This window comes from Bradyrhizobium sp. 4, from assembly GCF_023100905.1.
Classification (GTDB): Bacteria; Pseudomonadota; Alphaproteobacteria; order Rhizobiales; family Xanthobacteraceae; genus Bradyrhizobium.
Map to the genome: position 1 here is coordinate 1473063 of NZ_CP064686.1, position 18083 is coordinate 1491145.

At 61.9% G+C, this 18083-nt stretch carries 16 protein-coding genes and 4 pseudogenes; 16 read left to right on the forward strand and 4 right to left on the reverse strand.

Annotation, left to right across the window (positions count from 1 at the left end):
* Positions 1-132 precede the first annotated feature (132 nt).
* From ccoN to ccoS, 8 genes are all read left to right on the forward strand, one after another.
* Positions 133-1782: a cytochrome-c oxidase, cbb3-type subunit I gene (gene ccoN, locus IVB45_RS06770; protein ID WP_247342233.1), complete on the forward strand. Its 1650-nt coding sequence runs from the start codon at positions 133-135 to the stop codon at positions 1780-1782.
* Positions 1783-1792: 10 nt separating this feature from the next.
* Positions 1793-2527 (forward strand): cytochrome-c oxidase, cbb3-type subunit II, encoded by a 735-nt coding sequence (gene ccoO / locus IVB45_RS06775; protein ID WP_247363280.1) that lies wholly within the window; start codon positions 1793-1795, stop codon positions 2525-2527.
* Positions 2528-2540: 13 nt separating this feature from the next.
* The gene (locus tag IVB45_RS06780) at positions 2541-2705 is read left to right on the forward strand and encodes a cbb3-type cytochrome c oxidase subunit 3 (protein ID WP_247363281.1); all 165 of its coding nucleotides are present in this window, start codon (positions 2541-2543) and stop codon (positions 2703-2705) included.
* 6 nt (positions 2706-2711) lie between these two features.
* Positions 2712-3587 carry a cytochrome-c oxidase, cbb3-type subunit III gene (ccoP, locus tag IVB45_RS06785; protein WP_247363282.1) on the forward strand — a complete coding sequence of 292 codons (876 nt, stop codon included), beginning with the start codon at positions 2712-2714 and terminating at the stop codon, positions 3585-3587.
* Between the two features lie 108 nt (positions 3588-3695).
* Positions 3696-5162, forward strand: coding sequence for a cytochrome c oxidase accessory protein CcoG (ccoG, locus tag IVB45_RS06790; RefSeq protein ID WP_247363283.1), 1467 nt, complete (start codon positions 3696-3698; stop codon positions 5160-5162).
* A gap of 15 nt (positions 5163-5177) precedes the next feature.
* Positions 5178-5663 carry a FixH family protein gene (locus IVB45_RS06795; protein ID WP_247363284.1) on the forward strand — a complete coding sequence of 162 codons (486 nt, stop codon included), beginning with the start codon at positions 5178-5180 and terminating at the stop codon, positions 5661-5663.
* Positions 5664-5674: 11 nt separating this feature from the next.
* The gene (locus IVB45_RS06800; protein WP_247363285.1) at positions 5675-7864 is read left to right on the forward strand and encodes a cation-translocating P-type ATPase; all 2190 of its coding nucleotides are present in this window, start codon (positions 5675-5677) and stop codon (positions 7862-7864) included.
* The gene (ccoS, locus tag IVB45_RS06805; RefSeq protein ID WP_247342297.1) at positions 7864-8031 is read left to right on the forward strand and encodes a cbb3-type cytochrome oxidase assembly protein CcoS; all 168 of its coding nucleotides are present in this window, start codon (positions 7864-7866) and stop codon (positions 8029-8031) included. Before IVB45_RS06800 ends, ccoS begins: the two co-directional genes overlap by 1 nt.
* Before the next feature lie 180 nt (positions 8032-8211).
* On the opposite strand, the pseudogene IVB45_RS06810 reads toward ccoS, so the two are convergent.
* A pseudogene (locus tag IVB45_RS06810) lies at positions 8212-8775 on the reverse strand (helix-turn-helix domain-containing protein); the annotation flags it as partial.
* Between the two features lie 1896 nt (positions 8776-10671).
* Between IVB45_RS06810 and IVB45_RS06820 the strand changes: the two are divergent.
* Together IVB45_RS06820 and IVB45_RS06825 are read left to right on the forward strand one after the other, a co-directional pair.
* Positions 10672-10866 (forward strand): annotated as a pseudogene (locus IVB45_RS06820) (hypothetical protein).
* A gap of 31 nt (positions 10867-10897) precedes the next feature.
* The gene (locus tag IVB45_RS06825; protein ID WP_345946931.1) at positions 10898-11092 is read left to right on the forward strand and encodes a hypothetical protein; all 195 of its coding nucleotides are present in this window, start codon (positions 10898-10900) and stop codon (positions 11090-11092) included.
* Between the two features lie 272 nt (positions 11093-11364).
* On the opposite strand, the gene IVB45_RS06830 is transcribed toward IVB45_RS06825, so the two are convergent.
* The gene (locus tag IVB45_RS06830; RefSeq protein WP_247363286.1) at positions 11365-12945 is read right to left on the reverse strand and encodes a Fic family protein; all 1581 of its coding nucleotides are present in this window, start codon (positions 12943-12945) and stop codon (positions 11365-11367) included.
* A gap of 366 nt (positions 12946-13311) precedes the next feature.
* On the opposite strand from IVB45_RS06830, the gene IVB45_RS06835 reads away from it, so the two are divergent.
* The 3 genes from IVB45_RS06835 (at position 13312) to IVB45_RS06845 (ending at position 14523) form a co-directional block, all read left to right on the forward strand.
* On the forward strand, positions 13312-13773 hold the full coding sequence (locus tag IVB45_RS06835; RefSeq protein WP_256469461.1) for a Fic family protein: 462 nt from the start codon (positions 13312-13314) through the stop codon (positions 13771-13773).
* Positions 13774-13821: 48 nt separating this feature from the next.
* Complete coding sequence (locus tag IVB45_RS06840) at positions 13822-14205, forward strand: hypothetical protein (RefSeq protein WP_247363290.1); 384 nt, start codon at positions 13822-13824, stop codon at positions 14203-14205.
* 126 nt (positions 14206-14331) lie between these two features.
* Complete coding sequence (locus tag IVB45_RS06845) at positions 14332-14523, forward strand: hypothetical protein (RefSeq protein WP_247342204.1); 192 nt, start codon at positions 14332-14334, stop codon at positions 14521-14523.
* A 413-nt stretch (positions 14524-14936) separates the two neighbouring features.
* Here the strand turns inward: IVB45_RS06845 and IVB45_RS06850 are convergent, their stop codons facing one another.
* Positions 14937-15347 (reverse strand): hypothetical protein, encoded by a 411-nt coding sequence (locus IVB45_RS06850; RefSeq protein ID WP_247363293.1) that lies wholly within the window; start codon positions 15345-15347, stop codon positions 14937-14939.
* Positions 15344-15931, reverse strand: coding sequence for a hypothetical protein (locus IVB45_RS06855; RefSeq protein ID WP_247363294.1), 588 nt, complete (start codon positions 15929-15931; stop codon positions 15344-15346). The genes IVB45_RS06850 and IVB45_RS06855 overlap by 4 nt, the downstream gene beginning before the upstream one ends.
* 1096 nt (positions 15932-17027) lie before the next feature.
* Here IVB45_RS06855 and IVB45_RS06860 point away from each other — a divergent pair.
* The 3 genes and pseudogenes from IVB45_RS06860 to IVB45_RS06870 form a co-directional block, all read left to right on the forward strand.
* The gene (locus tag IVB45_RS06860) at positions 17028-17552 is read left to right on the forward strand and encodes a DUF892 family protein (RefSeq protein ID WP_247363295.1); all 525 of its coding nucleotides are present in this window, start codon (positions 17028-17030) and stop codon (positions 17550-17552) included.
* Positions 17437-17709, forward strand: a pseudogene (locus tag IVB45_RS06865) (hypothetical protein). The gene IVB45_RS06860 and the pseudogene IVB45_RS06865 overlap by 116 nt, the downstream one beginning before the upstream one ends.
* Positions 17710-17786: 77 nt before the next feature.
* Positions 17787-18030, forward strand: a pseudogene (locus tag IVB45_RS06870) (potassium-transporting ATPase subunit C); the annotation flags it as partial.
* Positions 18031-18083 lie beyond the last annotated feature (53 nt).

Genomic DNA, 18083 nt, shown 5'->3' on the forward strand with positions numbered 1-18083 from the left:
GCAAGCAATTGATACTACTCCCTGATCCGCATCGGTCTCACATCAACGGAAATCCAGCTAGCTTGATTTCAATCAATTCCCCGCGAGGGCGGATGTGGTTTCTGGCGGCGTGTTCTTTCAGAGAGAATCCGCATGAGCCAGCCCGCCCTCTCCAAATCCATGACGTCAGGTGAAAGCGGCCTGGCTGTCGTGTTCGCAGTCACCGCCTTCTTCTGCTTAATCGCCTCGGCCAAGGCGCTCGACGCGCCCTTCGCCTTCCACGCTGCGCTCAGCGCGGCCGCGAGCCTGGCCGCGGTGTTCTGCATCATCAACCGGTACTTCGATCGCGCGGCGGCGCTGCCGCCGGCGGAGATCAACGGCCGCCCCAACTACAACATGGGCCCGATCAAGTTTTCCTCCTTCATGGCGATGTTCTGGGGCATCGCGGGCTTCCTCGTCGGCCTGATCATCGCCTCGCAACTGGCCTGGCCGGCGCTGAACTTCGATCTGCCCTGGACCAGCTTCGGCCGTCTGCGTCCTCTGCACACCTCGGCGGTGATCTTCGCCTTTGGCGGCAACGTGCTGATCGCCACGTCCTTCTACGTCGTCCAGAAGAGCTGCCGCGTACGCCTTGCCGGCGATCTCGCGCCCTGGTTCGTGGTCGTCGGATACAACTTCTTCATCCTGATCGCAGGCACCGGCTATCTGCTCGGCGTCACCCAGTCCAAGGAATATGCGGAGCCGGAATGGTACGCCGATCTCTGGCTGACCATCGTCTGGGTCACCTATCTGCTGGTCTTCCTTGCCACCATCATCAAGCGCAAGGAACCGCACATCTTCGTCGCGAACTGGTTCTATCTCGCCTTCATCGTGACGATCGCGGTCCTGCATCTCGGCAACAATCCGGCCCTCCCGGTCTCGGTGTTCGGCTCAAAATCCTATGTCGCCTGGGGCGGCATCCAGGACGCCATGTTCCAGTGGTGGTACGGCCATAACGCGGTCGGCTTCTTCCTGACCGCCGGTTTCCTCGCCATCATGTACTACTTCATCCCGAAGCGCGCCGAGCGGCCGATCTATTCCTACCGTCTCTCGATCATCCACTTCTGGGCCCTGATCTTCCTCTATATCTGGGCCGGTCCGCATCACCTGCACTACACGGCGCTGCCGGATTGGACGCAGACGCTCGGCATGACCTTCTCGATCATGCTGTGGATGCCCTCCTGGGGCGGCATGATCAACGGCCTGATGACGCTGTCGGGCGCCTGGGACAAGCTGCGCACCGACCCCGTGCTGCGCATACTCGTCGTCTCCGTCGCCTTCTACGGCATGTCGACGTTCGAAGGCCCGATGATGTCGATCAAGGTCGTCAACTCGCTCAGCCATTACACCGACTGGACCATCGGTCACGTGCATTCCGGCGCGCTCGGCTGGGTCGGCTTCGTCTCCTTCGGCGCGCTCTACTGCCTGGTGCCGTGGGTCTGGAATCGCAAGGGACTCTACAGCCTGAAGCTCGTCAACTGGCACTTCTGGATCGCAACCCTCGGCATCGTTCTCTACATCTCGGCGATGTGGGTGTCCGGCATCCTCCAGGGCCTGATGTGGCGCGCCTACACCTCGCTCGGCTTCCTTGAATATTCCTTCATCGAGACCGTCGAGGCGATGCATCCCTTCTACATCATCCGCGCCGCCGGCGGCGCCCTGTTCCTGATCGGCGCGCTGATCATGGCCTATAATCTCTGGATGACGGTTCGCGTCGGCGAAGCGGAAGTCCAGAGGCCCGTCGCTCTTCAGCCGGCGGAATGAGGAGTTTTCCATGTCGTTCTGGACACGCCATCAAGTCTTCGAGAAGAACTCGATCATCCTGATCGTCGGCATCCTGCTGGTGATCGCGATCGGCGGTCTCGTCGAGATCACGCCGCTGTTCTACCTCAAGAGCACGATCGAGGCGGTCGACGGGGTGCGGCCCTATACGCCACTGGAGCTCGCAGGCCGCAACGTCTACGTCCGCGAAGGCTGTTATCTCTGCCACTCGCAGATGATCCGCCCCCTGCGCGACGAGGTCGAGCGCTACGGCCACTTCTCGCTCGCCGCCGAGAGCATGTTCGACCACCCGTTCCAGTGGGGCTCGAAGCGCACCGGTCCCGATCTTGCCCGCGTCGGCGCCAAATATTCCGACGACTGGCACGTCAACCATCTGACCAACCCGCGCGCCATCGTGCCGCAGTCGGTGATGCCGGGCTATCCGTTCCTCAGTCAGACCGAGGTCGATCCCGACACGATCGCCGACCACATGCGCACGCTGAGAACCGTCGGGGTGCCCTACAGCGACGATCAGATCGCGAGCGCCAGCGCCGATGTGAAGGCCCAGGCCGATCCGGATAATTCCGGCAGCGATGCCTTCAGCAAGCGCTACGTCAAGGCCGTCGTGCGCAATTTCGACGGCAAGACCGGCACGCCGACCGAAATGGACGCGCTGATCGCATATTTGCAGATGCTCGGCACGCTGGTCGACTTCAAGATCTACAACGATAAAGCCAATCTTCGCTGAGAAGGCATCAACGATGAAAGCCATCCTGACACTCGACAATCTTGCGTCCGGTCTCGTGACCACGATCTGGACGCCGGTCTTCATCGCGATCTTTCTCGCGATCATCGCCTACGCATTTTGGCCTCGCAACAAGGCCGCTTTCGACGAAGCGGCACACCTGCCGTTGCGGGAGGAGTGAGAGATCATGACCGATCATCATAGCGACATCGATTCCGTCACCGGCACGTCCACGACCGGGCACGAGTGGGACGGCATCAAGGAACTCAACACGCCGCTGCCGCGCTGGTGGGTAATCACCTTCTACCTCACCATCGTCTGGGCGATCGGCTACTGGCTCGTCTATCCGGCCTGGCCGCTGATCTCCAGCAACACCACGGGCATGTTCGGATACTCGTCCCGCGCCGACGTCGCAGTCGAGCTCGCAAACCTCGAGAAGATCCGCGGCGACAAGATGATGGCGCTGGGCGCGGCCTCGCTCGCCGACATCGAAAAGGATCCGGCCTTGCTGGCGCTCGCCCGCGCCAAGGGCAAGACGGTGTTCGGCGACAATTGCGCGCCGTGTCACGGCAGCGGCGGCGCCGGCGCGAAAGGCTATCCGAACCTGAACGACGATGACTGGCTGTGGGGCGGCACGCTCGACCAGATCATGCAGACCATCCAGTTCGGCGCGCGTTCCGGTCACGTCAAGGCGCATGAGGGCCAGATGCTCGCCTTCGGCAAGGACGGCGTGCTGAAGCCGGACGAGATCGTCACGGTCGCCAATTACGTGCGGTCGCTATCGGGCTTGCCAACCCGCAAGGGCTACGACGCGGCGAAGGGCGAAAAGATCTTCGCCGAGAATTGCGTCGCCTGCCATGGCGATGGCGGTAAGGGCAACCCCGAGATGGGCGCGCCGAACCTCACCGACAAGATCTGGCTCTATGGCTCGGACGAGGCGAGCCTGATCGAGACCATCAGCCTAGGCCGCGCCGGCGTTATGCCGGCCTGGGAGGGGCGGCTCGATCCGGCCACCATCAAGGCCATGGCGGTCTACGTCCACTCGCTGGGCGGTGGAAAATAGCCCATTGACGGAAGACGGGCGAACAAAACGCCCCCGTTTGCGCTGGATCAACTGACGCCGCGGCGTCGGGTCTAGGTTTAATCGCACCTTTGCGAGAAGCTTTTGACGATGAACAAGACCGTGAACCCGAACGACCTCACATCGGACGACGATTACGGGCCGCTCTACGCAGCCCGGAAGAAGGTCTATCCCCAGAGCGTCTCCGGCACCTTCCGCCGGATCAAATGGGGCCTGATGGCGTTCTGCCTCGGCATCTACTACTTCCTGCCCTTCGTGCGCTGGAACCGCGGTCTCGGCGCTCCGAGCCAGGCGGTGCTGATCGATCTGCCCAACAGCCGCTTCTACTTCTTTTTCATCGAGCTGTGGCCGCAGGAGGTCTACTACTTCACGGGCCTGTTGATCGTCGCCGCGGTGGCGCTGTTCCTGATGAACTCGGTCGGCGGCCGCATCTGGTGCGGCTATCTCTGTCCCCAGACGGTCTGGACCGACCTGTTCTACGCCGTCGAGCGCCTGATCGAAGGCGACCGGCGCGAGCGGATGAAGAAGGACAAATCGTCCGACCCGACGAGGCTCGAGCGCATCTCGGAGATCGTGCTCAAGCATTCGATCTGGCTCCTGATCGCCTGGTGGACGGGCGGCGCCTGGGTGCTCTATTTCAACGACGCGCCGACGCTGGTGAAGCAGCTCGTCACCTTCGAGGCGCCGATGATCGCCTATGCCTGGATCGGCATTCTCACCGCGATGACCTATGTGCTCGCCGGATTCATGCGCGAGCAGGTCTGCGTCTATATGTGCCCCTGGCCGCGGATCCAGGCGGCGCTCACCGACGAATGGGCGCTCAACGTCACCTACCGCTACGACCGCGGCGAGAAGCGCACCTCGGTCAAGAAGGCGATCGAGCTGCGCGCCATCGGTGAGCACGCTGGCGACTGCGTCGACTGCTATCAATGCGTCGCGGTCTGCCCGACCGGCATCGATATCCGCAACGGGCCGCAGCTCGAATGCATCCAGTGCGGCCTCTGCATCGATGCCTGCGACAACGTGATGACCAAGATCGGCCGTCCGAAGCGGCTGATCGGCTACGACAACGACATCAATATCCATCGCCGCCAGGAAGGCAAGGCGCCGGTCTACCGCATCGTCCGTCCCCGCACCGTCGCCTACAGCGCGATCATCGCGGCCGTCGGCGGCATCATGATCTACACCCTCGCGACCCGCAGCCTGCTCGACGTCAACGTGCTGCACGACCGCAATCCGGTCGCCGTCAGGCTCAGCGACGGCTCGATCCGCAACGCCTATACGGTGCGGCTGCTGAACAAGAGCGGTTATGACCGCGTCATCGCGATCGACGCGAACGGTCCGGCCAACGCGACCATTCACGTCACCGGCGTTGATTCCGTGACGCCGGACCGGCCGATGATCGTGATCCCCCGCGACTCCACCAGCGAGTTGCGGCTGCTCGTCACCGCGCCGGCGGACAGCAATCCAGAGAAGTCTATTCCCGTCCGCTTCCACGTCACCGATATCGGGCTCGGCGAGGCCGCGTCCGCCACCGACAATTTCGTCTCACCGTAAGTCCAGGAGACACCCATGGCATCCAAGCCGCTGACCGGGACCAAGGTGTTCCCGATGCTGGTCGCCTTCTTCGGCGTCGTGATCGGCGTCAACGTGACCATGATGAAGCTTGCGATCGCGACGCTGCCCGGCACCGACGTCGACAGCCCCTATGCCGCAGGCCTCATTTATGACCGCGAGATCTCGGCGGCGCAGGACCAAGCCGCGCGCAAATGGCAGGTTAACGCTCATATCGAGCGGCGCGCCGATGGCAATGCCGTGCTCCAGGTCGAAGCGCGCGACGCTGCCGGGCATCCGGTGAGCGGGTTGAAGTTCGGCGGCCGCCTGGAGCGGCCGACCGACAAGCGAGCTGATCTCGCGGTCGAGCTCTCGGAGGCCGGCATCGGCATCTATCGCGGCAATGCCGCCTCCGTCGCGCCCGGGCAATGGGACATGGTGATCGAGGGCGAATTGCGTGGCGCGCGCGTCTTCCTGTCACGCAACCGCGTCATTCTGAACTGAAGGATTTCGCCATGCAGATCACGCGGGACTTCTCGCACTACGTCCGGACCGCGGGCGAAGGCGTCCAGCACATCGATCTCGCGGTCGAGGGCGTTCACTGCGCCGGATGCATGGCCAAGATCGAGCGCGGACTGTCGGCGATTCCCGACGTCACGCTGGCGCGGGTGAACCTCACCGACCGGCGCGTCGCGCTGGAATGGAAGCAGGGCACGCTCGACCCAAGCCGTTTCATCGATCGGCTGGCAGAGCTTGGCTACAAGGCCTATCCTTACGAGACCGAGAGCGCGGAGGCGACGGAAGTTGCCGGTTCGCGCTTCCTGCTGCGCTGCCTTGGCGTCGCCGCGTTCGCCACCTTGAACGTGATGATGCTGTCGATCCCGGTGTGGTCCGGCAATGTCTCCGACATGTTGCCCGAGCAGCGCGACTTTTTCCACTGGCTGTCGGCGCTGATCGCGCTGCCGGCGGCAGCCTATGCGGGGCAGCCGTTCTTCCGCTCGGCCTGGCGCGCGCTATCGAACAAGACCACCAACATGGACGTGCCGATCTCGATCGGGGTGTGCCTTGCGCTCGGCATGTCCGTGGTCGAGACCATCCACCACGCCGAGCACGCCTATTTCGACGCGGCGATCATGCTGCTCACGTTTCTTTTGGTCGGCCGCTTCCTCGACCAGAACACGCGGCGGCGGACGCGCGCGGTCGCGGGCAATCTCGCCGCACTCAAGGCCGAGACCGCGGCCAAGTTCGTCGGGCCTGACGAGATTTCGCAGGTGCCGGTTGCGGCGATCCATCCCGGCGACATCGTGCTGCTGCGGCCCGGCGAGCGTTGCGCGGTCGACGGCACCGTGATCGAGGGACGCTCCGAGATCGACCAGAGCCTGATCACCGGCGAGACGCTCTATGTCACGGCCGGGCGGGGCACGCCGGTCTATGCGGGCTCGATGAACATCTCCGGCACGCTGCGGGTGCGGGTCTCGGCCGCCTCAGAAGCCACGCTGCTTGCCGAGATCACGCGGCTGCTCGACAACGCGCTCCAGGCGCGCTCGCGCTACATGCGGCTCGCGGATCGCGCCTCGCGGCTCTATGCGCCGGTGGTCCACGCGACCGCGCTTCTCACCGTCCTTGGATGGGTCATCGCCGGCGCGAGCTGGCATGATGCAATCGTGACCGGCGTTGCCGTGCTGATCATCACCTGTCCCTGCGCGCTCGGGCTTGCGATCCCGACGGTGCAGACGGTGGCCTCGGGCGCGATGTTCAAGTCGGGTGTGCTGCTCAATTCGGGCGACGCCATCGAGCGGCTGGCCGAAGCCGACCACATCATCTTCGACAAGACCGGCACGCTGACTCTGCCGGATCTCGCAGTCACGAATGCGGCCGAGATCTCCACTGATATCTTCGAGCTCGCCGGTCGCCTCGCGCTGTCGAGCAATCATGCGGTGGCCGCTGCGGTCGCGCAGGCCGCCGGCGCCAGATCGCCGATCGTCGGCGCGGTCGAGGAGGCCGGGCAGGGCGTGCGCGCTGTGGTCGAGGGCGTCGAGATTCGTCTTGGTCGTCCGTCCTTCTGCGGCGCCGAGGCGTTGGCCGGCGGCGTCAATCTCGACGCTGAAGCCTCCATCGTCGCTTTCAGCAAGGGAACGGAAAAATTCATCCTCTCGGTGCGCCAGGGGCTGCGTCCGGATGCGCAGGCCGTGATCGCGGCGCTGAAGGCGCGCAACATCGGCATCGAGATCCTCTCCGGCGACCGCGAGCCGGCGGTGAGGGCGGCCGCCCACGCGCTCGGCATCGCCGAGTGGCGCGCCGGCGTGACGCCGGCCGACAAGATCGCGCGGATCGAGGAGCTGAAACGGCGAGGCGCAAAAGTGCTGATGGTTGGCGACGGCATGAACGATGCACCCTCGCTCGCGGCGGCCCACGTCTCGATGTCGCCGATCTCGGCCGCGCATCTCAGCCAGGCGACCGCCGATCTCGTCTTCCTCGGCCGGCCGCTGGCGCCAGTCGTTGCCGCCATCGATTCCGCGCGCAAGGCGCTGCATTTGATGCGGCAAAACCTCTGGCTTGCGATCGGCTACAACGTCCTGGCGGTGCCGATCGCGATCAGCGGTGTCGTCACGCCCCTGATCGCGGCTGCCGCTATGAGCGGCTCGTCAATCCTGGTCATGCTGAATTCGCTGCGGGCACGCAGCGCCTCGCGGAAGATCGTGTGATGGAGATCCTGATCATTCTGGTCCCGCTGGCGCTGATGCTCGGTCTTGCCGGCCTCGCCGGCTTCCTCTGGTCGCTCCGGAGCGGCCAGTACGACGATCTCGACGGCGCAGCGTGGCGGGCGATTGCCGACGACGAGCCGCCGCAAGAGGCGCCGGCTAAGCGGTAAAGCGGTAGCTTTCCACACGAGGTGCGGCGGACTTCCAGTGAATGGGAGAGCATCCCTGTCGTCGTTGATGGAGGGTTGACCAGGTTTGTTATGACGGCAGGTTGTGTCACTGCATGGGGGCGTTGTTGCCAATCGAAGGCGGCGCAACTGAACGGACCGGCGGCGTGGCGGGAGTCCGACCTCCATGTCCGGCAAATGCTGGCGATGGCGCAGCACGATCTGGCGCGCTCCGGAGAAGCCGAGAAGGCCTTAGGCGTGAAGCTCTGACAGGGCTCGCGAGACCGTCTCCAGGATGAGGCCGAGATAGTCGCCGATGTCACGGCGGCACTCGGACGGCCATCAGGCCGGCGGCCGCGGTGCGGGATGTCCGTCTCGAGCAGGAAGGTCGCGATCCTCCATGGCGTTCTTGCGGCCGAGCAGCAGCATGTGGTCCTCCGCGTGCTTCAGCTCGCCGGCCGTCAGGGTCCAGAGCTTGCGCGCGACCTGACAGTCTGTATTGGCCGCCTTGTCCGGGCTCGCCCGGTTTACCAGGCGCACCGTGGTCTCGAGGATCGCTTCGGCCGCGATGCGGTGGGCCCTCGCCGAGATCTCCTCGTCCTTGCCGCTTGCGAATTCGCTGGCCACGAGCGCCGTCTGGCCGACCAGCCGCCGACCAGCCGCCGACCAGCCGCCGAACGCAGCGGACGGCGAGGGCGCGGAGCGAGTCGTGGAAGGCTGGGTGGTGTAGAGTGCGGGCGGAAGCATCGGCGATCTCCTTGCTGATGGGCGGAGGATGCGAGGCACCGCCACACGGTCAAATTCGGTGTCATCTCTGGTGGCCCTCCAGGCTGCTGCTGAGCGCTTGCATCGTTGGAGCGTTGAGGCAGTAGTCTTCGTAATCTCTGGTATCCACCCTGATCTCGACATCGTTGTTGCACTCAACCTTCCGGTCGCATTGGGTGCAGACCCGCTCGTCGCGCAGCACTGCCGGCTTCGATCGCGAAGACATCCTCGTGGTCGATGCCGAGAACCTTCAGTAACCCGGGCAATTTCGTCAGCCGCAAGCGTCCTTGACCACGCATCGAGGTCTGCAGGCGTAACGCGCAGATCGGCGCGATTCGTGCCGCAGTAGAGTTGATGCAACTCACGGAGTTCACGACGATGCCTCAGCCAGTTACCGAAAACATCCAGGAGGCCTTCAAGAATGGGATAAGTCTTCTCTGTTTTCTTCATGCCCAATACGCTCCCAATTCTGGTGTGATGCTTTCTTATTGAAGCCGGCCGGGGCCGCCGTTGCGCCAGCGCAATGTCCTTTGCGCGGACGTAGCTGGTCCGCCGCAATTGCAGTATTTCTCCCCCGGGCGTCCGGCCGTAGAGCGCATTCAACCCAAAATCTCGGCCAGCGCCGTTGCCAGACCTTACCTCGATCCCCTACCGGGAGGCCCATCCTTCCTCTTGATCGGCGACGTAGGCAAGCTCCTGCCGCAACGGCCCGCTCGCCCGGCCGCCTCTCGAGGAAGCGAAAGCCGGCAGCCCGAGCACGAAAGACCTGGAGGGCCTCGTCGAACGCTTCGTCGTAGGAATCGATCCCACGACCGTGTGCATGAGTTCGTTCAGCACGTAGGCGCGAACGAGACTCCTCAACATAGTGAGGGCGTTCTCGGCGGCTTCGCCGAAGAGCCCGTAATTCGGCTAGGACGCCGATTATCAGCGTATGCAGGTTTTCACGAGCGTCGCGCCACTCGGAACAATCACGGCCGCGCTCCGGAAAAGCGCGGCGGATGGAGCCGGCCTTTCGAGCGCGTAGGAGCGTATCGCGTGAGCGACCAAGTTCAGCGCGTCTTCGACGATTTTTTACGCGAGCCTTCTGCGGCCGGCAGAAATTCCCGGTAGCCCTTGACGGCAAGGAAGCCGCGCATCTCGGCGAACGTTTCGCGCGGTCGCCTGTGCAGATCTCGACTTCCTGGGCAAGATCTTTCGCCAGCTCCCGGTCCCAGGCGCTCGAGAGCATTTCTTTCACGGAAGGGTCGCGAGAGTTTTGTGGCAGTCATCGTCCTCAACCTCCGAATGGTCATGCGTCGTGAACAGCACCACCGCGATGCCGACCACAGCACGGTCGCGGATATCGTCGCGACGGTGGACAGAACGCTCATTGCCCTGAGAGCGCCCGTTAGGCCCTCCTAGACCAATGGATAAACGCCACTGCAAAAAGGATCCTCCAATTCAAAGTAGACCAGCATTCCGGAGGTTCGTACTCCAACTGGTGGATCCAGTCCGGCCCTGAACCGCCAGGCAGAGCTCTAACATTCGGCTAGGCGTCGGGCCGCGGTTATGCGAGTCTTGCAGCATTTCGAGGCGTGTCGGAAACGGAGGGACCCGATGTGCGATCGTTAACTGCGTGTCTCTTTCGGCGTGGTTGGAATTGGGACGGGTAAAGTCCTCGGACACTCAAAGTGACATGTGCCAGTGAAAGTACGCTCCACGACTGGACCGTAGGTGAGCGTGTAGTCGTTTGCGAAGCGGCTGGACCGCGTCTGAGCGGCAAGCAAGGAGTCGTTCTCGGGTTCGGTGCTACGCGCAGCAGGCTTCGCGTGTTGCTCGACGGTTGCAGAGGGCCGATCACGTTGCACATCACCTTCGTGGACCCGGTCGTGCAGCACGATCGCGCTTGAGAATGGTGCTGCCTACAAGGGGAAAGTCCGCGCGGCGTAGCACAATCGCAGCGCGGAAGCGGAAATGCGCGCCATTCTGGAGGCCGCCGTGCGTCCCGAGAAGATCGGCCTCACCAATGCCGATGTCGAGGCACTTGAACATGGCCGCGACGCGCGTCTCGCTGAGCCGATGCGCTTCGAATGATCCTGCTCGATACGAATCTGGTCTCCGAGCGATGAAGTCCGAACCGCATCCATCGGTTCGTGACTGGCTCGACGCCCAGGGGCCCGAGACGCTGTTTTTCTCCAGCGTCACCATCGCCGAACTGTTGTTCGGCATCCGCGCGCTGCCGCGCGGGTCGGGAGAAAGAAGGCCCTTGGTCAGCACCTCGACCTTGCAGCCGAGAACGGCCTCCCAACGTCCGTTCTGAGGCTGACAGCGGAATGGCGTACTGCTTCTGCTGCTGGACATCGGCATGCTGATGCCGCCGAGGATGATGATCGAGATCACGCCGATCGCGATCGGTGCTGGTCAGCTTGATCGCTGATCATCATGCTGGTCATCCCGATCATGATCGCGCGCGCTTCGAGGTTAGCCCACGGGCGCCGGTCACGTCGGCATCTCGCCGTGCGATGGCTCGCAACGTGCGCGCGCGATTTGGTGGCACTGGGCTTTTTGCCGAGCCCTAGTCCGGCGCGATCCTCAACCGAGGTCCGCCAGTGCTTGGACTTCTCCCGGAAGGCTCTGCCGGGGCGGAGGCGGTTCACGACGACAACAGTCTGCCAGGAATGCGGCGAAGGGACCGACATCACCTTGTACGCTCGCGCTCTCGAGTGCCCGCATGTATTCGTCGCGTCTGCCGACGGGAATGATTGTCCAAGGCAGTCCTCCCGATGCCATCATGACATTCATGAGGAAGCGGCCCGTTCGGCCATTGCCGTCTGGAAGAGGGTGTATGAAGGTGAATATGAAGTGTCCGAGCACAGCTCTCACGCGCGGATCCTTCTCCTCCTTCAGGCAATCAAGAAAAGCCTCCATGGCGTCAGGTACCGATTCCCAAGCGACCGGTGTGTGTCCCGAGTTCCTGATGAAAACGAAGTGAGTTCGATAACCGGCGAGGTTTTTGGGCTTGATGATGCCGGCTTGAACTGAGGGCTGAAAGAGGGCCCGGTACCAGTCGAGGTGCTCTCGATCGGCGATCTCGGCGGCGTCCTCGCCGTTGAGCACGCGGGCCACCGCGCCACGGACCACTTGGAACGCATCCCAGTAGCCCTTCGCGGCCATTGCATCCGTTTGTTTGCGATCTCCATCGCTGCCGTTGGGATCCCATTTTCCGGTCTTCACCTTCTCGATCAGTTCCTCCGTGACCGAGTAGCCTTCGATAGAAAGCGAGTGGTACGCGTCCGAGGTGTACCGTTCGTCGATCGCGGCCAGATATCCGTCATGATCGTTGATACGCCGCGGCTCAAGCTTGAAATTTGCTAACACCTTTTCGCGTATCTCCGCCCACATGAGACGGATTCGCGTCATGATTGGTGGCGTGGCCCGGCTTGGAAGCTGCATCGGTACCGGCGCTTTGAATGGATCGGCATCTTCCCTGACATCGTGCCCGCCCGCCGTCATCGCGGTGACGATATCGTCGGCGGCCCGCGTGTTGCCCAGCAGTCGGTACGCCCCGGCGATGCGCCCCGCCGCGGCCGCATGTCCGCCTTCCAGGAGGACTTTTAGGATTGCGCTGGCATTCCTCTGCGAACCGAGCAGGGCGATGACGTCGTTCTTCTGCGTCTGCCAGAAAGCTGGCGCGGCAGCGCAGATCGCCTCCGGCGCCGGAAAGGTCTGGACCCCGGCGGTCTTGACCGGGGTCACCAGCAGTTTGGTCGCCTTGTACAGATAAAGGGAGGTGCCATGGAGAAGGGGCTGGGTTTGGTTATTGGCGGTCGGTGCCGCGATCACGATCTGCTTCGGAACGTTGAGATTTTCTGCAAGTAGCGGGATTGAGTTTTCTGCCGAGAGGACCCAGTCACTCTTGAAGCGCTCGTTGCAGTAGGCGCGGCAAAACTCCCAGAACGACGAGTACCACGACGTGCTGTCGCCCGACCGCTCCTCGGGCCGCGTCATCAGCACCCATCCTTTGATGATCTCCTTCAGGAACCCGGCCTTCACCAGCCGTTCGCGGTGGGTGCGCGAAAGTTCGTCGCTCCGGAAGATTCGTCGATTTCCGCCGTTGCTGAGGGTCTTCAGCTCAGTGAGGGACTGGGCGAGTTTTTCGTGGAGAGTGGGCATGTTCCAGCTCGCGAGGTTCCGATAGTTTGATGTCCTGCGAATACAATAATATAACGCTGTTTAATATCAATAGTATTATGCTGGCGTTCTCAATAAAATTCAGTTGCGTAATTACAATAAATTATTGCAAGGCGCTTAGGCCGAGAAGCCGAGCTAGACCTGGCTAGAGCGCCTTCCGGTGGAAGGCCAACGTTAAGGTGCTTGTCTGGCTGAGAATGTGGCCGCCGATCGGCAAGGAACCCGGTTATGCCTACGCTTAGCGAGTCCTCCTGAACAACATCGACGCCCATCGGGCCGGATCCTGACGGGCGCGCCGGCGTTCCGAGCCAGGCGCCATGGCCAGAGCGTTGCGGCGGGCCCGCGCAATTGACCCTTCTCCTCAAGGATTCAAAATCGAGCTGCGTCATCGAAGGCGAGAAGCCGCCGCAGGATCTTATCCAGCGGTGGGATAGGGTCATCGGCGAAGCAGGATGGACACCGCTCGATGAGACGGTGTTCTTGCGCCTGCACCGCATTGTCATCGGTGATGAGCGTTTCGTGAAGCTCGGCTTTCGGAAGGAAGGCGGTTTCGTCGGTGAGCATGACCACGAGACGCAGAGACCCATTCCCGACCATATCAGCGCGCATCACGAAGATATCGCCTCCCTCGTCCACGGATTGATCGCGTTCGACCAGGCCTGGTCAATTGAGCTTGCCCCCGTTGTGGCTGCCGCCGTGCTGGCCTTCGGGTTCGTCTACATCCATCCATTCGAGGACGGCAATGGCCGCACCTGGCACGACGGATTCAATCCGGCGGCATCCACTTTCCGGTTTCAGCCGCCATCCTAAGACAAAATCGCCGAATACAAGGACGGATTAGAAAGCTATTCGAGTAGATTGCTGCCATGCGTCCAATGGCAGCCTACTCCACAGGGCAACGTCAAGGTCCTGAACGATACGGCTGACGTTTACCGCTTTTTCGATGCAACGCCGCACGCGGAGTTTCTGTACGAATGCGTGCAGAGGACCATCGAACAGGATCTTCCGAAGGAAATCCGGTTCTTGCGGAGCTTCGATACATTCCGGGCGGGCGTCGAAAACATGATCGACATGCCGGAGCGCACCCTCAACAATCTCTTTGGATTCTTGCAACAGAATGAAGGGCGACTCTCAAAGCGCGCCCGTGACAACGAATTCTCCCAATTAACGCCAGACGAAGTCACGAAGATTGAGGAGCTTTATCAAACGGCCTTCTCGAACGACTCCGGAACAGCGAGCTGAGCCTCTGTCATCTTCATTGGATCATAGCCTGGATGTCGAATCAGAATCCTCTTCAGCGGCCGCCACAAAATATGATCCAAAGGCTCGCCGCGTGCGTGAGTTTTGATCCTAGACGAGACCGACGAGATGGTCGATGCCCTCATCGTATTTTCCGACTACTCGTTGATCGTGCTCCAGAGCGAAAGCGATGAGTTCGAGAAGCTCTGCGCATTGCCGCCCCCTCACGTTCTATCCGATGAGGTGCAGGCTCAGACAGCCGAAGAAATCGACCGCATCAGGCGCATGGCGGCGGATGGTCCGCGCGTCCCGAACAGATGAAGACTCAGATCGCCGAAACGGAAGCAAGCATTGTGGCCTTTGCTGAACAAGCGAGGGCTGGGGAGACATTCGCGGAGCGCGATGAAGGACGGATTGGTCTCTCACAGGCCAAAGAGCGTTGAGTCAATGAGCGTGCCGCTCTGAACCGCGAGCTTCCAAGCCGACAGGTCGGGTATCGTCGATCGATCTGTGGAGCAGGGCTGCTCCCATGAGACCAGCCAAGCTGGCGACCGGCATTGAACAGGCCGATGCCGGATGCGCGGTTGCGGTCATTGAGGTTGCTGAAGCGATCAGGGTGATCGACAGGAAACGAAATGACCGATGCCCCGTACGCAGGAGCATCGGTAGGACACGGATATGGTCGGCGCCGGAGGCGATACGGGAGCTGGTGTCGGTGCTGGTGCGGGTGGGGCCTACTGGGGGCCACCCGTATACTTGTCAACCGTCGACATGAGCGGCTTCGGGGTCGACAGATTGGACATCAGCCCGAACCGACCTTCGGGACCAGTCTTGTCCAGCTCGTCGATCAGCTCGTAGAGATCGATCCACTCGATGAACGAATGCTGAGAGAACTTCGCCAGCATCGCATCCAGGTTTGAGTTACAGGCCGACATCGAGGCAGACGTCGAGGTGTTGACGAAGGTTGCGTCGTAGACCTCGGCGCCGTTCATCTCATTGATGGCGACTGGAACGCCGTAGCTCGACAGCTTTGTGAACAGGTTGAAGTTGGGACGAACTCCGCCCCAGTAGTTCGTCGGGTCCACGCCGGCATGCTCGTAATAGTGATAGCCGAGCACATCGATCTTGACGCCATTCGCCTTCATGAAGTCGCGATGTAGCCGAACATCGTCGATGTGGTGCCGACGATGCGCCGAAGGTTTCTGCCGGTGTCGCGGCGTACCTGCTCGATCGCGTCCGACATTCCCCGCAAGAGATTGGCGAAGTCGGCCATCGACGGATATGCCGCGAACTCGGCAGAGGTCCACCCCTTGCCGAACAACGGAGAGCCGTTGGCATCACGGACGGTCAGATTGATCTCATTACCAAGTTCCCAGTCGCCGACTGAAGATGCGAACTGGCGAACAAACGCCAGGGTCCGATTGTAGCCCTGGGAGTAGATCGCAGCAGCTTCGCCGGCAGGATACTTGCCGGCATCGGTCTTGTCGCCCCACATTAGCGGAAGCGCCAGAACAGGTTCAAGAGTGACGCCATAGTTGGCGGCAAGGCCCACGATCGAGGTGAAGCGCGTCGCTACCCATGGATCAGTGTCAGCCGCCAGAGGAATGGTCAGGCGGTATCGCTTGAGTTTATGTGCGGCGAGCGTCTTGAAGACGTCCTCGTCATTGATCTGGCGGTACGCCCCGGAGGCAAACATGGAGTGGCCATTGACGCCGATTTGAACTGTCAAGTCTTGTTCCTTGATTGCGCGAGGAAAGAAGAGGACGCCCGACGTTTTGCAGCAGATCTGATTTCGGGCGCGGCGGGGTAAAGGAGGAGAAACCCCCGCCGCAGTCGGGCCTTAGCAGTCGGTCGGCGCTCTGTGTCGCCGCTCCCTATTCTGTACTGCGAGTATGGTTGTATTTTGGCCTACTCTCCCCTGAGGGAGTGGACTCCGCGGACGTCCGAGACTGAAGGGAGCGGCGCGCGCCAAGCCGGGGCTTCCGTTTATTGGCGCCAGGATTGGGAGCCTCGGCCATGAGGTAGCTCGGTTGTCTCAATCCCTTGTGATCGCCCCAGTTGAGCTTCTGATCGCTCCCCTCGCCGCATGAGTGGGGGCAGTCAATGAATTCACAAGTCCAAGAGAGGATGCCCGTGAAAACGCTTCAGGAATCCACTCTTGCCATCGCCATCGTGGCAAGCACACTTGCGATCGCGGTGCCAGCGTGTGCAAATTCCGCGGCTTCGGAATAACCGGAGCGCCGTTCCGGCTCAAAGCTGTCGAACCAGGGGGAACCCTCATGATTTCCGGCCATCGGAAGGCGGTCGCGCTCTTTTCCTCCTATGCAGCGACCGGGGACCACACGCGTCTCGTCAGCTTCGCGCGGACCGCTCTGCCCCGTTTGCGGCACCACCTCTCAATGGCGCGCCGCCTCTAAGCGGGATACTCCAAAAGGTCGTCTGGCCAGGTCGCGGATGCGCTTAGCGGCCGGCCGTCGATCTCGCTGCGGCGTGCCTGTCAGTGACTTCTTTCGCGACTGAGCAACGCCGATTTCCGTCCGCACAGCTGGGCAACGGCTGGGACGGCATCAGTGCTGGCCGGCTCAGACGAGCTTGGAACGAGTCCTTCTCTGATGTGTTTGCGGGAACCGATGGGACGGTGCGACAAAGCCAAAGGATACCGTTATGAGCAACAACGCGCGCGACATATGTCGGCCTTCGGCACCTGCAGGAAGCCAATGAACAACTCAAGCGACTGAAGGACTGCCTGCAGGCTTGTGGGGAGAGCACCTCCAGTGCCAAGACAACGGCGCTACCGGCGAGGGCAAACCTGCAGGCCATGGCGCATGCGATGGCTGGACGAAATTCTGAACAATACGTTTACCAACAATGCTTTCGAGCCCTTCGAAATCGCTGCTTATAAGTCTCTCCTGGCTCTCTGCCCCGCGACCGGAATGGATTCAGCGCGGCCGCCGCTCGAGGCGACATCGAAGGAAGAGGAGCGGATGGCCCAATGGATAGACGCAAACGTACGGTGGAGTATGTGGAGCACGAGCAACGTGAGGCCGCCTGATCTTGCAGGTAAAGCCGGCGCATCGCCTTTGGTCAGCGGTGCTGGCGATACCATGGTACGGAGGATTGCACTCGGGCAATTGCCCTTCCGGCATTTGGTTAACTTTGCGCCCGGTCGGAACGCGCTCTGGAGGAGCGCGTTCGTTCTGATGAGGCAAGGAGGGAAACACAATGAAGCGGATCATGACCGAAATCACGGTTTTATCTCCAGCGGCATCCGGGCAAACGAACAAGCCAGATGTCTCATCTGCTCCGAGTGCGCAGAACTCCGGCGCCGGAATACCAGGTCAGCCGGGTAACAAGAACGGTCCTGCTGTCAAACCATGAGAGACGGTTGGCTCCAGCTCCGCGACAGACCAGCGCAATCCGACGGTTCAGGCGCAGGACCCATCTAACGTTAAAGGGTTGCCGGGAAGTAAGAGCGGCCCGCCTGCCAAGCAGCCGTCTCGCGACTAAGCGGATCTGAAGCAGGGGCCACGTCGCAGTATCTGGAGCGCGAATACTCTGGCCGGCATAGTGGTGCAGTCAGCTCGACCAGCAAGGCCCTGGCCGACCGGGTCAAGGAAGATACCCTCGAGAAGTGAAGGCCGAAAACCCTTGTCCGTTCCGGTCGACCTCGTCACCACCTCGGCCAGCGGGCTCGATCCGGATATTTCGCCGGAAAACTTCCGCGCCTTCGCCACCCGCGGCACCGGAATAGGGCGGCTCTTGCTGGGCGAGCCCCGGGTTAACGTTCTGGCCCTCAATCTGGCGCTGGATGCCGCGGCGTCCAAATGAGACCAGCTAGGCCGAGCCCAGTGTGAGGACTATCCAGTGTCAGGACTATATTG

Coding starts and splice junctions, on each gene's coding strand:
- ccoN (WP_247342233.1), top strand. CDS start 133: ATGAGCCAGCCCGCCCTCTCCAAATCCATGACGTCAGGTGAAAGCGGC.
- ccoO (WP_247363280.1), top strand. CDS start 1,793: ATGTCGTTCTGGACACGCCATCAAGTCTTCGAGAAGAACTCGATCATC.
- IVB45_RS06780 (WP_247363281.1), top strand. CDS start 2,541: ATGAAAGCCATCCTGACACTCGACAATCTTGCGTCCGGTCTCGTGACC.
- ccoP (WP_247363282.1), top strand. CDS start 2,712: ATGACCGATCATCATAGCGACATCGATTCCGTCACCGGCACGTCCACG.
- ccoG (WP_247363283.1), top strand. CDS start 3,696: ATGAACAAGACCGTGAACCCGAACGACCTCACATCGGACGACGATTAC.
- IVB45_RS06795 (WP_247363284.1), top strand. CDS start 5,178: ATGGCATCCAAGCCGCTGACCGGGACCAAGGTGTTCCCGATGCTGGTC.
- IVB45_RS06800 (WP_247363285.1), top strand. CDS start 5,675: ATGCAGATCACGCGGGACTTCTCGCACTACGTCCGGACCGCGGGCGAA.
- ccoS (WP_247342297.1), top strand. CDS start 7,864: ATGGAGATCCTGATCATTCTGGTCCCGCTGGCGCTGATGCTCGGTCTT.
- IVB45_RS06825 (WP_345946931.1), top strand. CDS start 10,898: ATGAAGTCCGAACCGCATCCATCGGTTCGTGACTGGCTCGACGCCCAG.
- IVB45_RS06830 (WP_247363286.1), bottom strand. CDS start 12,945: ATGCCCACTCTCCACGAAAAACTCGCCCAGTCCCTCACTGAGCTGAAG.
- IVB45_RS06845 (WP_247342204.1), top strand. CDS start 14,332: ATGGTCGATGCCCTCATCGTATTTTCCGACTACTCGTTGATCGTGCTC.
- IVB45_RS06850 (WP_247363293.1), bottom strand. CDS start 15,347: ATGAAGGCGAATGGCGTCAAGATCGATGTGCTCGGCTATCACTATTAC.
- IVB45_RS06860 (WP_247363295.1), top strand. CDS start 17,028: ATGCGATGGCTGGACGAAATTCTGAACAATACGTTTACCAACAATGCT.